The organism is Hymenobacter sp. UV11, assembly GCF_004684095.1.
In the GTDB taxonomy this organism is placed as follows: Bacteria; Bacteroidota; Bacteroidia; order Cytophagales; family Hymenobacteraceae; genus Hymenobacter.
In genome coordinates this window covers 338130-354651 of sequence record NZ_SRII01000002.1, presented here as the reverse complement: position 1 = coordinate 354651, position 16522 = coordinate 338130, and the positions used below count along the sequence as shown (strand labels likewise).

Genomic DNA, 16522 nt, shown 5'->3' with positions numbered 1-16522 from the left:
AGGGAACACGGCGCGGACGGTGTATGCTAGTGGGGCGACCGCACCGGAAACGCCCAGTGCAGTACCCCGCGCCCTTGCCCTCCATGTACCAACCTACGCGCGCGCCGTTTTAAGCCCGCTCACCGCTTTTTGCCCATGCTAAAGAAACTACTGCTCCTGAGCCTGAGCGCCGCGAGCGCGGGCTTCGTGCTGCTGCCCCCTACCCCCCCAGCCCGCGCTGAAGTGCCCGGCCGGCCCCAACCAACGCGCTCGACTGCGCTCGACGAGTTGAAAATCGTGTTCTTTGGCTCGTCGGTGCCGTTTGGGCAGGGCGCGACGGGCAAGTATGGCTACGCCGCCCGCTACGCCACGCTGCTGGCCCGGCGCAATGCGGCCGGCCAGGGGGCGGCCTGGACGACCAGCAACATCTCGGTGCCGGGCGACAACACGGTGAAGGTGCTGGCACGCTGGAACCGTGACCTATTGCCCCAGCAGGGGCGCTACGTGGTGTACGCGCTGGCCCTAGGCAACGAGGGCATTCACGAGGGCGGGCGGCCGATGTTCGACCAGTTTGTGGCCAATATGCAGGTGCTGATTGCCCAGGCGCGGGCGCAGGGCATGGTGCCGGTGGTCACGAACAGCTACACCCGCAACGACTATACGGCGCAGGACTATGCCTACATCCGGCAGCTCAACCTGCTGCTGCAAGGCTGGGCCGTGCCCACCGTAAACCTGCTCGGGGCCGTGGACGATGGCGCCGGCCACTGGGCCGCTGGCTACTGGGACGACGCCCTACACCCCAACAGCCAGGGCCACGCTGAGCTGATGCACGCCTGGGTACCCTCGCTCTTCGATGCGCTGCGGGCGGGCAAGCCCCTACCCCACCGCCAGCCCACGGCGGGCGTGCGCCTGGGCCGGAGCAGCGCGCTGCGCTTCGTGCCCGAGGCGCTGGTGCACCCGTTTACGCAGGTGTTCAGCTTTCGCACCACGGGCCTCGGCGCGCTGCTGACGCTGCAAGACAGCACCCGCACGGGTAGCCTGCGCATTGGGCGCGGCGGCCGGCTCACCTACACCTCAGCCCTGGCCGGGCACCTCACTACCCCCGCCAGCGTGGCCGACGGCCAGTGGCACCAGGTGATGCTGACGCACTACTTTGCGCGGGGCGAAACGGTTTTGTACCTCGATGGCAGCCGGGTGGGCAGTCTGCCCGAGCGCCTGCGCACGCGCCAGCTCACGCTGGGGGGTAGGTCGACCCCCAAGGGCGGGCAGTTTCGCAACTGGCTCTTCTACCGCTCTGGGATGAACGCCGACGAGGCCTACGCCCTGGCTGCCGATTCGCTATTGCGCTCCAGCCTGGAGCTGTATGCCCCGCTCGATGGCCACCGCCAGGCCGGCGCCGACTCCTTGGCCAACCTGGCTCAGAGCACCAACGTGTTGCTGCGCGCCGCCGCCAAATAAGCGACGGCCCATAGGTGCGGCTAACGGTACATTTTTACAAATATTAATAGAACAGATAACCAGTACCTTACGCGGCTGTATGGCTATTTCTGCATAGCAGCCGCGCACTGTAGCGCCGGACCAGCCGACAGAAACTACTTTAACCTAGTGTTTTTTTAGTGCTGTCAACCAACGCATTAATACAATTTTAACTTTTTTTTGAGCAACTGGCTAAGGGGGGTGGGGTAGGGAGCGTGTACTACTGCAAACGATGGGAAATGGAAGAGTGATTACTCAATTACTCTGGCTGCCTGGCCTGCTGCGCCGGGCGCCACCGCCCACTTTCGCTAGCTCTCTATGACGCCAGACGTTACTCAAGAAGTAGTTACGGCCTACGTGCTCGGCACGGCCACTGCCCCGGAGGCAGCGGCCGTGCGCGCCTGGCTGGCCCAGCCCGCCAACCAGCTGCTGGCCCAGTACTGGATGCAGCAGCACTGGGAGGTACTGGCCGCCGCCCCACCCCTACCCCTGCCCGACGAGCCCAACTACGAAGACCTACTTCGGCGCACCCACCTGCAGCTGACCCCGGCCGCGCCGCGCTACCAGGCCGCCCCCACGTGGCGGCGCTGGGCGGCAGCCGCCGCCCTGGCCGGCACCCTGGGCGGCGGCGGCTGGCTTTACTACAGCACCCACCGCGCCCCGGCCCCGCTGGCCGTGGCTACCCCGTATGGCCAGACCCGCACCCTGGCGCTGCCCGACGGCTCGCAGGTGACGCTGAACGGCCACTCGACCCTGCACTACGCCGCCACCTGGCAGCCCGACAAGCCCCGCGAGGTGTGGCTCGATGGCGAAGGCTTCTTCTCGGTGCAGCACATGCCTAATAACCAGCGCTTTCTGGTGCACACCACGGCGGGACTGCAAGTGGAAGTGCTGGGCACCAAGTTCGTGGTGGCCCGCCGCCGCGACCAAACGCGGGTGGTGCTGCTCTCGGGCAAGGTGCGGATAGAATTTGACGACCACCAGCAGCCCGACGTGATTCTGCGCCCCGGCGAGCTGGTGGAAACCCACGACGACCAGCCGGCGCTGGTGACGCACACCAAGGTGCACACCGCCCCCTACGCCGCCTGGAAAGATGCCCAGTTGGTGCTCGACGAAACCACCATGGCCGAGCTGGCTACCCGCCTGCATGATACCTACGGCCTCGCCGTGACGGTAGCCACCCCCGAGCTGAACCGCCGCCGCATGACGGGCACCGTGCCCGTAGGCGACCTCCCTACCCTGCTCCTAGCCCTCGAAGAAACATTTCACCTTCAAGTTAATCGCCAAGGCAACCAGCTGACCCTGGCCGAGAAAAAGTAGTTTTTCTTTTCCTTCCCCCACCCTATTATGCCTACTCTTCTTACCCCCCTGGGCAAGCACTATGGCCGCCCGGCTTGCCTGGCCGCCAGCGTATTGCTGCTCCAAACAATGGGTACGCCGGCCTCGGCGCAGCTGCTAGCTACCACCGTGACGGTGCAGAGCACGCCAGCCCCCGTCCGCGCCAATTCAGTATCGCTCAAAACCCTTCTCCAGCAGTGGGAAAACGAGTACCACGCCACCATTTTCTACGAAAGCGCACTGGTGGATAACAAGCGCGTAGCGGTACCCACCGAAACGCCGGCCGCCACGCTGGCCGAGCGCCTAGCCACGGTGTTGCCTGCTGCCCACTTGCAGTTTAAAGAACTGCGGCCCAACTACTTCGTGGTAACTGGCCAGCCCGTGGCTACCACGGGGGCGGGAGCCGCCGTGGCCCCGCAGGACATCCCCGTGACGGGCCGGGTGACCGACTCCAAGGGTGAGCCCCTACCCGGCGTAACGGTGCTGGTGAAGGGCACCACCAACGGCGCCTCGACCGATGCCGACGGCCACTTTTCGATAACCGTGCCGGAGGGTAGCACCTTGGTATTTAGCTCGGTAGGCTTCGTGCGCCAGGAGTTCCCGATAGGCACGACCCGTACCTTTGAAGTGCGCCTCAAAGACGACCAGCAGAGCGTGGGCGAAGTAGTGGTAGTGGGCTACGGCACCCAGAACCGCCAGGAAGTGACCACGTCCGTGACGTCGGTGAGCGCGGCGGCCATTGCGCGCCAGCCGGTGGCGGGCTTTGACCAGGCCTTGCAGGGCCAGGCGCCCGGCGTGCAGGTGACGGCCCCCACGGGGGCGCCGGGTGCCGGCATCAACGTGCGGGTGCGGGGCAATGCCTCGCTCAGCCTCAACGGCTCGCCGCTGTATGTGGTGGATGGGGTGCCGATTGTGCCGGGTTATACCCAGGAGGCCGCCATTGGCAACCAGCGCCTGAACCCGCTCAACACTCTTAACCCCAATGATATCGAGAGCATTGACGTGCTCAAGGATGGGGCCGCCGCCGCCATTTATGGGGTGCGCGCCGCCAACGGGGTAGTGGTCATTACGACCAAGCACGGCAAGGTGGGCCAGGCCCAGGTAGGACTGAACGTGTATTACGGCCGCCAGTACCTGCGCAAAAAGCTCGACGTGCTCAACGCCACGCAGTTTGCTCAGGAGTTCAATGCCATTCAGGCGGGGGCGGGTATGGCGCCCGGCTTTGCCGACGTTAACAACCCGACGCCTACCGGCACCAACACCGACTGGCAGGACGCGGTGTACCGCCCCGGCTACCAGCAAAACTACCAGCTCAACGTGAGCGGCGGCACCGAGAAGACGCGCTACTACATCAGCGGCGGCTACTTCAACCAGCAGGGCATCAGCCTGAACTCGGGCTTTGAGCGCTATAACTTCAAGGTTAACCTGAGCGAGGAGCTGACTTCGCGCTTCCGGGTGGGCACCAACCTCAACCTGAGCCGCACCCACACCAACGGTAGCGTGCGCTCGGAACTGGCGCTCGGCAACTCGGGCACGGTGCTGGGGGCGCTCTCCCAGATTCCGACCGTGCCGGTTTACGGCCCCACCGGGGCCTACGGGGTGAACCCCTTCAGCCAGTCGGACAACCCGGTGGGCGACTTGCTCGAAACCCACAACCTGGCCAACGTGTACCAGGTGGTGGGCAACCTCTACGCCGAGTTTGACGTGCTGAAGAACCTGAAGGCCCGCACCTCGGTGGGCTTGGACTTCACGAGCCAAAACGAGAACCAGTACCAGAGCACCAACTACCCCGGCACGTCCAACGCCGACGCCTCGGTGCGCGGCCGGGCGCAGGTAGGCAACACGCTGCTGCCCATCTGGCTGCTCGAAAACACGCTGACCTACAACCCTAACCTGGGCGACCTGCACCACCTGACGCTGCTGGCCGGCCAGTCGATGCAGGCCTCGGACCGCGTGACGTCGGGCGCCACCACCCAGGGCTTTCCCAACAACGGCGTTCCCTACCTGAGCGGCGGCTCGTCGGTGGTGGGCATCCCGTACAGCTACGAGGAGCAGTGGAGCCTGGTGAGCTACTTCGCCCGCGCCACCTACGACTACGATGGGCGCTACCTGGCCCAGGTGAGCATGCGCGCCGACGGCACCAGCCGCTTCGCTACCCAAAACCGCTTCGGCTACTTCCCGGCCGTGAGCCTGGGCTGGAACATCGCCAAGGAGTCGTTCTTCCCGCAGGGCACGCCCCTCACTACCGCCAAGCTGCGGGCCAGCTTCGGGGGCAACGGCAACCAGGAAATATACCCCTACCAGCGCTACACGCGCTACTCCACGGGCCTCAACTACCAGGGCACCGGCGGGGCCATTGCGGGGGGCATCACCCAAACCGACATTGGCAACAATAATCTGAAGTGGGAAACCACCTACCAGTACGACGCCGGCCTGGACCTGGGCGCATTCAACAACCGCCTCACGTTCACCTTCGATGCCTACATCAAGCACACCTCGGATCTGCTGCTGCAAGTACCCATTCCGCTGAGCACTGGCGCGGGCGGCAACCCTTCCACGGTGTTGCAAAACATCGGCAGCATCGAGAACCGGGGCCTGGAATTTGGCCTAGTGACGACCAACGTGGAGTCGAAGGACAACGGCTTTGGCTGGACCACCAGCTTCAACGCCAGCGCCAACCGCAATAAGGTGTTAGACTTGGGCCAGCAGGTGGGTAGCGATGGCACGAGCACCAGCCGCAGCATCCTTCCTGCTCCTCCCAACGACTACAGCATTTCGCAGGTGGGCCAGCCGCTGGGCGCGTTCTACGGCTACGTGACCCAGGGCATCGTGCAAACGGCGGCCGAGGGCCAGAGCCTACCCACCCAGAATGGCAACAAGCTCAGCGCCGGCGACCAGCGCTTTGCGGACCTGAACGGCGACGGCGTGATTGACCCCAAGGACCGGACGGTTATCGGCAACCCCAATCCGAAGTGGTTTGGCGGCGTTACCAACAACTTCTCGTACAAGGGTCTGGAGCTGAGCGTGTTCTTCCAGGGCAGCTTCGGCAACCAGATTTACAATCAGAACCGCCAGATTCTGGAGTCGCAGTCGGACCCGCTCAACCAGCTCACGACGGTGCTCAACCACTGGACGCCAACCAACACCAACACCGACATTCCGCGCCCCGTGCGCAACGACCCCAACGGCAACAACCGCTTCTCGAACCGCTGGCTGGAGGATGGCTCCTACGTGCGCCTCAAAAACCTGACGCTGGCCTACAACGTGCCGACGGCCTTTTCGAGCCACGCGGCCCTCAAGAACGTGCGTGTGTACCTGACGGCCCAGAACCTGATAACCTGGACCCACTACTCGGGCTACGACCCGGAAGTGAGCGCCGACCCGTTCTCCTCCACTGGCTTTGGCCGCGACTACGGGGTGTACCCGCAGGCGCGCACCTATACCGTGGGCCTGAATGCTAATTTTTAAGCTGCTAGCCGTTTAGAATTCCCATGAAAAAGACTCTTATTTACCTACCCCTCGGCGCGCTTGCTCTCCTGGCCAGCTGCAACTTCCTGGATAAGCCCCCGCTGACCACCCTCACGCCCAACAGCTTTTTCCAGACCTCTACTGATGCCGAAGCTAGCCTCACGGCTACATATGACGCGCTACAGCTAGGTGGGGGCGTTGCCCAAGACCTTACGGTAATGGGTGAAGTACCCTCCGACAACTGCACCAGCACCAACGGTGACGTGAACGCCATGGAGAAGATTATCTGGGTGTCGACGACCAACCAGGTAAACAATGTGTACCGCGATGCCTTTATCGGCGTGAACCGGGCCAACATCGTGCTCAAGTACGTGCCTACCGTGAGCATGGACACCGTGCGCCGCCGCCAGATTACGGGGGAGGCGCGCTTTATTCGGGCGCTGTGCTACTTCAACCTGGTGCGGGCCTACGGTGGCGTGCCGCTGCGCACGACCCCCGTGGAAGGCGGAACGCCCGCCGAAGTGAACCTGGCCCGCTCGACCAGCGACCAGGTGTATGCTCAGGTGGTGGCCGACCTAACCGTGGCGGCCGCCCAGATGCCCCTCAGCAACCCCAATCGCGCCACCCAGAATGCGGCCAATGCCCTACTAGCGCGGGTGCAGCTCACGCAGCGCAACTGGGCCGCCGCCCAGGCCGCCGCCCAAAAGGTCATTTCGGGGGGGGTAGCCCTCAACTCCTCGTTCACCGCGCTGTACCCGGCGGAGAATAAGGGCGGTGAGTCGCTCTTCGAGATTCAGTTTGCGGGCAACGCCGACGGCGGCAACCTGCTGCCCGACGAGATACTGCCCTCGCCGCTGGCTACGTACTCGTATCCGAAGTTTAACATTCCGACCGCCGAGCTTATCAGCTACGCCGACACCGTGAATGACCTGCGCTGGGCCTACGTCGGCAACGTGACGGCCGCCAGCGGTAAGCTGATAGGCCGCAGCCACGCCAGCTACCTCGACAGCAAACCCGGCACCGGCGGCAACAGCAACGACGTGGGCCCCTTCGTGTATAAGTGGCGCAGCCTGGGCAACGGCTTCAACTCGGTGGATAACACTTACGTGCTGCGCTACGCCGAGGTGCTGCTCACCTACGCCGAAGCCAGCAACGAGCAGAACGGCCCCAGCGGCGATGCCCTGGCCAAGCTCAACCAGGTGCGCCAGCGCGCCGGCCTGGCGGCCCTCACCGCCGCCTCGCCCCAGGCCCTGACTAAGCAGGCCCTGCGCAACGAGATTGACCGCCAGCGCCGCCTCGAAATGGCCTTTGAGGGCCAGCGCTGGTTCGACCTGCTGCGCTATGCCCGCCAGACCATTGCCGACGGCACCGCCCAGCACGCCGTGACGGCCCTGGACATTATCAAGCAGCAGCGCGGCGCGGCCGATGTCAATTACCTGCTCTTCCCCATTCCGCTGAACGAGATAAACAACAACCCGCTGATTACCCAGAATCCGGGATTCTGATGTTAATGAGTAGTGCGCACTAAAAGAACGTCATGCTGAGCTTGTCGAAGCATCTTGCTCGGGTTACTAACCTCAAACGTTAGAATTACTTACGCAAGCGAGATGCTTCGACGAGCTCAGCATGACGTTCTTTTAGTGCGCACTACTCACCACCATCTGGTCGTGGCCGTTTCGGAGTGGGGGTGGGAAAAGTGAAATAATCAAACTTTCCACCTCGGAACGGCCCTTGGCCAGCATAACCTACGTAGTTCTTCTTTTCCTTTTCCCTTGAAAACCACCCGCTTTACTTCACAAATTATGGGCTGGGGCCTGGCTACGTGCTCGGCTTTCATGCTGCTGCCGGCCCATGCCCAGCGCGTGGCGGCCTGGGTCACCACGCCCGACCAGACGCAGTTGCTGCGCCCGCAGCCGGGCCGGCTGAAATTTGGCCCTACCCCCCCGGCCGGGGCCGTGATTGAGGTAGACGATAGCCAGACCTTCCAGACCATGGATGGCTTTGGCTACTGCCTCACCGGGGGCAGCGCCGAGCTGCTGCGCACCATGAGCGCCCCGGCGCGGGCCAAGCTGCTGCGCGAGCTGTTTGGTACGGGCATCAATGACATTGGGGTGAGCTACCTGCGCATCAGCATTGGCGCGTCGGACCTCGACGCGGCGGTGTTTAGCTACGACGATATGCCCGCGGGCCAGACCGACTCGACGCTGGCGCACTTCAGCCTGGCGCCCGATGAAAAGTATCTGATTCCGGCGCTGAAGGAGATTTTGGCCATTAATCCGAGTATTAAACTCTTGGGCTCGCCCTGGAGCCCGCCGGTTTGGATGAAGACCAACGAGGCCAGCAAGGGCGGCTCGCTCAAGCCGGAGTACTACGGCGCGTATGCTCAGTACTTCGTAAAATACCTGCAAGGCATGCAGGCCCACGGCATTACCCTGGATGCCGTGACGCCTCAGAATGAGCCGCTGCACCCCGGCAACAACCCCAGCCTGCTGCTGCCGGCCGAAGAAGAAGCAACGTTTATTGGTCAGCACCTGGGGCCGGCGTTGCGGGCGGCGGGCCTCAAAACCAAGATTATCTGCTACGACCACAACGCCGACAAGCCCGAGTATCCGCTCACGGTGCTGGGCAACGCGACGGCCAATCCCTACGTCGATGGCTCGGCGTTTCACCTCTACGCCGGGCCGATTGATGCGCTGAGTAAGGTGCACGACGCCTACCCCGCCAAGAATATCTACTTCACGGAGGAGTGGGTGGGCTCGCGCAGCAAGTTTGCCGACAACCTCGACTGGCACCAGAAAAACCTGTTTATCGGGGCGCCACGCAACTGGGCCAAGAGCGTGCTGGAATGGAACTTGGCCGCCGACCCGCAGCAAAACCCGCACACGCCGGGCGGCTGCGACCAGTGCCTGGGTGCCATCACGCTGGCGCCCGGCGACCAGGTGACGCGCAACGTGGCCTACTACGCAGTGGCCCAGAGCAGCAAGTGGGTGCGCCCCGGCGCGGTGCGCATCTGCTCGACCAGTGCCGGCGTGCTGCCCAATGTGGCCTACCGCACGCCCACCGGCGGCCACGTGCTGCTGGTGCTCAACGACCAGTCTACCCCCCAAACTTTCGGCCTGCGCTACCAGGGCCGGGCGGTGGCGGCCACGCTGCCCGCCGGGGCCGTGGGCACCTACGTGTGGTAGCCGTTTGCGCCCGTTTTTTTTCGCTGCTTTTTGCTCCTTTCATGTCCTTTCCCACCCGCTTCCACTTCGTTGCTCACCTCGCGCTGGGCGGACTGCTCCTGGCCACCGGCTGCAAAAGCAGCGACTCGCCTACACCGGCCCCTACTACGCCCACTACGCCCACTACCCCCACCGCGCCCTCGCAAGTGGCCGTGTGGCTGACGATGCCCGATAAGTCGGCGCTGTTTTACCGCCAAAAGGTGAGCCTGCAATTTGGCGCCAACACCAACCAAGACCCCATCATTGCGGTGGATACCACCCAGACGTTCCAGACGATGGATGGCTTTGGCTATGCCCTGACTGGGGGCAGCGCCCAGGTGATGAGCCGCATGAGCGCCGACAGCCGCGCCGCGCTCATCAAGGAGCTGTTTGCCACCGATAGCACGTCACTGGGCGTGAGCTACTTGCGCGTGAGCATTGGAGCTTCGGACCTCGACAGCCAGGTGTTTACCTACGACGACTCGCCCCAGCCCGACCCCACGCTGGCTAATTTCAGCTTGGCGTCCGACCAGACGGCGCTTATTCCGGTGCTGAAGGAGATTCTGGCGGTGAACCCGGCCATCAAAATCCTGGGCTCGCCCTGGACGGCCCCGAGCTGGATGAAGTCGAACAACAGCCCCGTGGGCGGCTCGCTGCTGCCCCAGTACTACGACGCCTATGCCCAGTATTTCGTCAAATACATTCAGGGCATGAAGGCGGCCGGCATCACGATTGATGCGGTGACCTTGCAAAACGAGCCGCTGAACCCCAGCAACAATCCCAGCCTGGTGATGCAGGCCCAGGAGCAGGCCAACTTCATCAAGAACAACGTGGGGCCGGCCTTTCGGGCGGCGGGTATCACGACCAAAATCATTGCCTACGACCACAATACCGACCGCACCGATTACCCGCTGACCGTGCTCGGCGATGCCGGGGCCAACCCCTACGTCGATGGCTCGGCGTTTCACTTTTACAGCCCCGTGGTGCCCATTACGGTGCTGAGCCAGGTGCACGACGCCTACCCCACCAAAAACATCTACTTCACCGAGTTCTGGACCCAGGCGCCCGGCCCCAATCACCAGGTGGATTTTGGGAGCGAACTGGCCTACCACGTGGGCAACCTCGAAATCGGGGCTGTGCGCAACTGGTCGAAAAACGTGCTGGAGTGGAACCTGGCCAGCGACCAGAGCTTCGGGCCCTACACGTCGGGCGGCTGCGCCGAGTGCCTGGGGGCCGTCACCATCAACGGCAACACCGTGACCCGCAACCCGGCGTATTACAACATTGCCCACAGCAGCAAATTTGTGCGGCCCGGCTCGGTGCGCGTGGCCACCAACGTGCCCAGCAACCTGCAAAACGTGGCCTACAAAACGCCCAACGGCAAGCGCTGCCTGGTGGTGCTGAACAGCGGCACTACGCTGCAAAACTTTAACATTCAATACAAAGGCAAGGTAGTGAACACCTCGCTCTACGGCGGCGCGGTGGCCACGTACATTTGGTAAGCCCTACCCCCCTTTCCCACCCATTTTTCGCTTGATGACTTCCAAGTTCCTACCCCTGCTGCTCGCCTCGGCGCTCGGCCTGGGCCGCGCGGCGGCCCAACCTACTCCCTACTCGGCGGCCGGCAAAACGGCCCAGGTATTTACCACGGCCCAGGGCACCGACCAGCGCCTGGCGGCCGGCCCGGCGCTTAGCTTTAAAGAAGTAGGGCAGCCGGTCGAAACGCAGGTGTGCGTGTTTGTGGACCCCGGCCACCAGTTTCAGACGCTGCTCGGCATTGGTGGGGCACTGACGGATGCCTCGGCCGAGACGTTTTTTAAGCTGCCCAAGGACAAGCAGCAGGAATTTATGCGGGCGTATTACAGTCCGAGCGATGGCATCGGCTACACGCTGGCGCGCACTAGCATCGGCAGTTGCGACTTTTCGAGCGGCAGCTACACGTATATAAAGGAGGGTGATGCGAGCCTCAAGAGCTTCAGCGTGAAGCATGATGAGCAGTTCCGCATTCCGTTTATCAAGCAGGCTACGGCGGCGGCGGGCGGTAAGCTGCCGCTGTTTGTGAGCCCCTGGACGCCGCCGGCGTTTATGAAAACCAACCACGATTTGCTGCACGGCGGCAAGCTGCTACCCGCGTTTCGGCAGCCGTGGGCCGATTATTACGTCAAGTTTATTCAGGCCTACGAAAAGCAGGGCATCCCGATTTGGGGCCTCACGGTGCAAAACGAGGAAATGGCGACCCAGAAGTGGGAATCGTGCCTGTACACGGCCGAGGAGGAGCGCGATTTTATTAAGGAATACCTCGGGCCGACGCTGGCCAAAGGCGGCCTGGGCGATAGAAAACTCATTGCCTGGGACCACAACCGCGACCTGCTCTACCAGCGCGCCAGCACCGTGCTCGACGACCCCGAAGCGGCCAAATACGTGTGGGGCATCGGCTACCACTGGTACGAAACCTGGACCGGCAGCGGCATGCTCTTCGACAACGAGCGCCGGGTGAAAGAGGCGTTTCCGAACACTAATTTGATGTTCACCGAAGGCTGCATTGAGAATTTCAAGTTTGACCAGGTGAACGAGTGGCGGCTGGGCGAGCGCTACGGCCACTCCATGATAAACGACTTCAACAACGGCACCGTGGGCTGGACCGACTGGAATGTGCTGCTCGACCAGACCGGCGGCCCCAACCACGTGGGCAATTTCTGCTTCGCGCCCATCATCGCCGACACCCGCACGGGTAAGCTGATTTACACCAACGCCTACTACTACATCGGGCACTTCTCGAAGTTTGTGCGGCCCGGCGCCAAGCGCATCGCCGTGACCACCAACCGCGACTGGCTGCAAGCCACCGCCTTCCAGAACACCGACGGCAAGGTGGCCGTGGTAGTGATGAACAGCGGCGACAAGCCCCAGGAGTTTCAGCTCTGGATAAAGGGCCAGGCGGCCACCACCACCAGCCTACCCCACTCGATGGCGACGTACGTCATCAATTAGGGCAACAACCAGTTTGGCAGCGCGCAGCGAAGCATCTTACGTCGGCCAACAAAAAGCTTCCCTCCCCGCAGGGAGGGGCAGGGGGTAGGGCTGCACGTACACCGACTCCGAAACCGCTGCCCTGAGCTATTTAGTAGCAGAAGCGTGACTAAGGGCGAACTGTGAGCCAATTTTGCGGCGCACAGTTCGCCCACTTTTCTTTTCCCAACTACCTCGTATGTCTATTTACCGCTCGGCGCTGGCAGCGCTGCTGCTGGCGGGGGCTTGCGCCGCTAGCGCGCAGGCCCAAACGCCCAAAGTCAGGACCAAAACCAAACCGGCGAAAAAGACCCGCGCCGGCGCGGCGCGCGCCTACACGCCCCTACCCCCCGCCGAAATAGAGCGCCGCGTCGAAGCCTTGCTCAGCCAGATGACCCTGGAGGAAAAGGTGGGCCAGATGACGCAGGTGGCCCTCGATGTGGTGGGCAAAGGCGCCCAGCGCACCAGCGCCGACGCGCCGTTTAGCATCGACCTCAACAAGCTGCGCGACGTAGTGGTGAAGTACCACATCGGCTCGTTTCAGAACTCGACCAACAACCGCGCCGCTACCCCGGCCACCTGGTACACCATCATCAGCCAGATGCAGGAGGTGGCGATGAAGGAAACCCGCCTCAAGATTCCGACGGTGTACGCCATCGACGCCATTCACGGCGAAACGTACACGGCCGGCGCCACTTTCTTTCCGCAGGAGATAGCGCAGGCCGCCACCCGCAACCGCGCGCTGGTGCGCCGCGGCGCCGAGATTACGGCCTACGAAACCCGCGCTAGCGCCATTCCGTGGGTGTTTTCGCCGGTGCTCGACCTGGGCTCCGACCCGCGCTCGCCCCGCCAGTGGGAAACCTTTGGCGAAGACCCCTACCTCGGCGCCGAAATGAGCGTGCAGATAGTGAAAGGCAATGAGGGCGAGCACGGCGACGTGGGGAACCCCGAGCACGTAGCCGCTTGCATCAAGCACTTTTTGGGCTATCAGGTGACGCAGCCAGGCAAGGACCGCACCAACGCCTACATCCCGAACGAGTCGCTCTACGAGTACCACCTGGCGGCCTTTAAGGCGGCCATCGACGCGGGCGCGCACACGCTCATGGTGAACTCGGGCCTGGTCAATGGCGTGCCCACGCACGCCAGCCACGAGCTGCTGACCGAGCTGCTGAAGGACAAGCTGGGTTTCCGGGGGGTAGTCATCACCGACTGGCAGGACATCGAAAACCTGCACTCGCGCGACCACCTGGCAGCTACCTCCAAAGAAGCCATTATGCTGGCCATCAATGCGGGCATCGACATGTCGATGCCGCCTTACCAGTACGAGCAGTTTTGCAACGACCTCACAGCGCTGGTGAAGGAGGGCAAGGTGGCGCAAAGCCGCATCGATGACGCGACCCGCCGCGTGCTGCGGCTCAAGATGGAGCTGGGCCTGTTTGAGCGCCCCGTCACCAACCCCCAGGACTACCCGCAGTTTGGCAGCCCGGCCTTCGAGCGGGCCTCGTACGAGGCCGCGGCCGAAGCCCTGACGCTGCTCAAAAACCAGAACAACGTCCTACCCCTCCCGAAAACGACCAAGGTGCTCGTAACCGGCCCCAACGCCAACTCGATGCGCACCCTCAACGGCGGCTGGAGCTACTCGTGGCAAGGCGAAAAAACGGAGGAGTTTGCCGGCAAGTACCACACCATTCTGGAGGCGGTGCAGCAGAAAATTGGGGCCGCCAACGTGACCTACGTGCCCGGCGTGAGCTACAGCACCCAGCCCGGTGCCAAGTACTACGCCGAGCAGGCCGACCGCCTCGACGAGGCCGTGGCCGCCGCCGCGCAGGCCGACGTGGTGGTGCTGTGCCTGGGCGAAAACAGCTACGCCGAAAAGCCCGGCGACCTCAACGACCTATACCTCAGCGAGCTGCAAACGCAGCTGGCCCAGCGCCTGGCCGCGGCCGGCAAGCCCGTAGTGCTGGTGCTGACTGAAGGCCGGCCGCGCGTTATTAGCCGGTTTGAGCCGGGCATGAAAGCGGTGGTGCAGGCGTATTTGCCCAGCAACTTCGGCGGCGATGCCCTGGCCGACCTGCTGTTTGGCGACCTCAATCCCTCGGGCAAGCTGCCCTACACCTACCCCCGCTACCCCAATGCGCTGGGCTCCTACATCCACAAGTATGCTGAGGAGCAGAGCAAAGCCGAGGGCGTGTACAACTACGAGGCCGACTACAACCCACAGTACGGCTTTGGCACTGGCCTGAGCTATACCACCTTCAAATACAGCAACTTGGCAGTTGACAAAGCCACCGTGGACAAGAGCGGCCAGGTAACCGTGACGGTACAGGTCACGAACACCGGCGCCCGCGAGGGCAAAGAAGCAGTAGAGCTGTATTCGTCGGACCTAGTGGCCAGCCAGATTGCGCCCGACGTGCGCCGCCTGCGGCGCTTCGACAAGATTTCGCTGAAGCCCGGCGAGACCAAAACCGTCACCTTTACCCTACCCATCGCGGAGTTGGCCTACGCCGGCCCGACCGGCGAGAAGGTGCTGGAAGCGGGTGATTTTGAGCTGCGCGTGGCAGAGCTGACGAAGCGGATTACGTTGCAGTAGTGACAATAACAAACACATACACCTAACACAAGAACGTCATGCTGAGCTTGTCGAAGCATCTCTACCACGCCGTTGGGTTACTAATCTAACGGCATGGTAGAGATGCTTCGACAAGCTCAGCATGACGTTCTTTTTATCCTTTTTATTACTACCCCTCCCACCTATGAAGCTCCTACCTCTCCTTTTCCTTGCCACCACGGCCTTTGCCCAAAGCCAGCAGGCGCCCCTTCTGCGCGCCGAAGGCCCCAAAATAGTGGATGCCCAGCACCACGAGGTGCTGCTGCGCGGTATGAACCTGGGCGGCTGGCTCTTGCAAGAAGGCTACATGATGAAGCCCGGCTACGGCGGCACCCAGGGCTCGGTGAAAAAGGTGCTGTACGCGGCAGGGCTGAGTGACGCGGCGGTGGAGAAATTCTACCAGCAGTACCGCGACAACTTCATTACGAAGGCTGATATCGACTTTATTGCCCAGCAAGGGTTTAACTGCATTCGCCTACCCCTGCACTACGACCTGTTTCTGACGCCGGCCCAGCGGGCGGTGCGCAACGGCGTGATTCGAGGCACCGTGCCGTATGCCGACTACGTGGCGAAGCTCAAGGAGTGGCAGCAGAAGGGCGAATTATTCAAGGAGCCGGCCAAGCTGGAGGCTATCCGGCTGATTGACCAGACGCTGGCCTGGTGCGCGGCCAATAAGCTGTACGTGGTGCTGGATTTGCACGCCGCGCCCGGCGCCCAGGGAACCGACTCGAACATTGCCGACGCACTGAAGACCAACGACTTCTGGAACGAGCCGATGTACCAGGAGATGACCAATGGCCTGTGGGCCACGCTGGCGCGGCGCTACAAGAATGATGGGCGCATTGCGATGTATGACCTTATCAATGAGCCGAATAACGTGCCGGGCGGCAACCCGCCCATTCAGGCCATGTTTGAAAAGCTCATCAACACGGTGCGCGCCCAGGGCGACCAGCACCTGCTGCTGCTGGAGGGCAACGGCTACGGCAATAACTACAATTCCATCGAGAAAAAGACCTTTACCCACCAGGAGAATCTGGTGTATAACGCGCACCGCTACAGCATCTTGCCGAAGTATCCGCTCAGCAATGCCGTGGACGCCAGCAACCCCGACGCGGACCAGCTCGGCGCCATCGGCAATTTGGTGCGCTTCCGCCAGGCGCAAAACGTGCCGGTGTGGGTGGGTGAAACCGGCGAAAACAGCGCGCAGTGGATGGGCGAGGCCGCCCGCAACCTCAACAGCGTGGGCATCGGCTGGTGCAACTGGACGTACAAGCGCTTCAACGACAAGCCGATTGCGGCGCTGCTGCGCATCAAGCCGCCCTACCCCGTCGATGTGAAGTCGGCCGCCGATTTGCCGGTTATTCTGGAAAATATCAAGTTTAAGAACTGCGTGCCGAACCCGGAGGTGATTGAGGCGCTGAAGGCGGAGCTGAAGAAGTAACTT

9 protein-coding genes are annotated in these 16522 nt (G+C 62.7%); all 9 read left to right on the top strand.

Annotated elements, in window-relative coordinates; all coding sequences use genetic code 11:
• Positions 1-135 precede the first annotated feature (135 nt).
• Positions 136-1437, top strand: a complete 1302-nt coding sequence (locus E4631_RS04040; protein ID WP_133659920.1) for a GDSL-type esterase/lipase family protein — start codon at positions 136-138, stop codon at positions 1435-1437.
• A gap of 336 nt (positions 1438-1773) precedes the next feature.
• The gene (locus E4631_RS04035; RefSeq protein WP_133659921.1) at positions 1774-2775 is read left to right on the top strand and encodes a FecR family protein; all 1002 of its coding nucleotides are present in this window, start codon (positions 1774-1776) and stop codon (positions 2773-2775) included.
• A gap of 27 nt (positions 2776-2802) precedes the next feature.
• Entirely contained in the window at positions 2803-6261 is a 3459-nt protein-coding gene (locus E4631_RS04030) for a TonB-dependent receptor (RefSeq protein WP_133659922.1), read from the top strand.
• Between the two features lie 23 nt (positions 6262-6284).
• Positions 6285-7766: a RagB/SusD family nutrient uptake outer membrane protein gene (locus E4631_RS04025; RefSeq protein WP_133659923.1), complete on the top strand. Its 1482-nt coding sequence runs from the start codon at positions 6285-6287 to the stop codon at positions 7764-7766.
• A 297-nt stretch (positions 7767-8063) separates the two neighbouring features.
• Positions 8064-9446, top strand: a complete 1383-nt coding sequence (locus tag E4631_RS04020; RefSeq protein WP_133660004.1) for a glycoside hydrolase family 30 beta sandwich domain-containing protein — start codon at positions 8064-8066, stop codon at positions 9444-9446.
• A gap of 41 nt (positions 9447-9487) precedes the next feature.
• A complete protein-coding gene (locus E4631_RS04015) occupies positions 9488-10966 on the top strand; it encodes a glycoside hydrolase family 30 beta sandwich domain-containing protein (protein WP_133659924.1) in 1479 nt (492 codons plus the stop codon).
• Between the two features lie 34 nt (positions 10967-11000).
• Positions 11001-12452: a glycoside hydrolase family 30 beta sandwich domain-containing protein gene (locus tag E4631_RS04010; protein WP_133659925.1), complete on the top strand. Its 1452-nt coding sequence runs from the start codon at positions 11001-11003 to the stop codon at positions 12450-12452.
• 217 nt (positions 12453-12669) lie between these two features.
• Positions 12670-15060 (top strand): glycoside hydrolase family 3 N-terminal domain-containing protein, encoded by a 2391-nt coding sequence (locus E4631_RS04005; RefSeq protein WP_133659926.1) that lies wholly within the window; start codon positions 12670-12672, stop codon positions 15058-15060.
• Between the two features lie 163 nt (positions 15061-15223).
• Positions 15224-16519, top strand: a complete 1296-nt coding sequence (locus tag E4631_RS04000) for a glycoside hydrolase family 5 protein (RefSeq protein WP_166648257.1) — start codon at positions 15224-15226, stop codon at positions 16517-16519.
• Positions 16520-16522 lie beyond the last annotated feature (3 nt).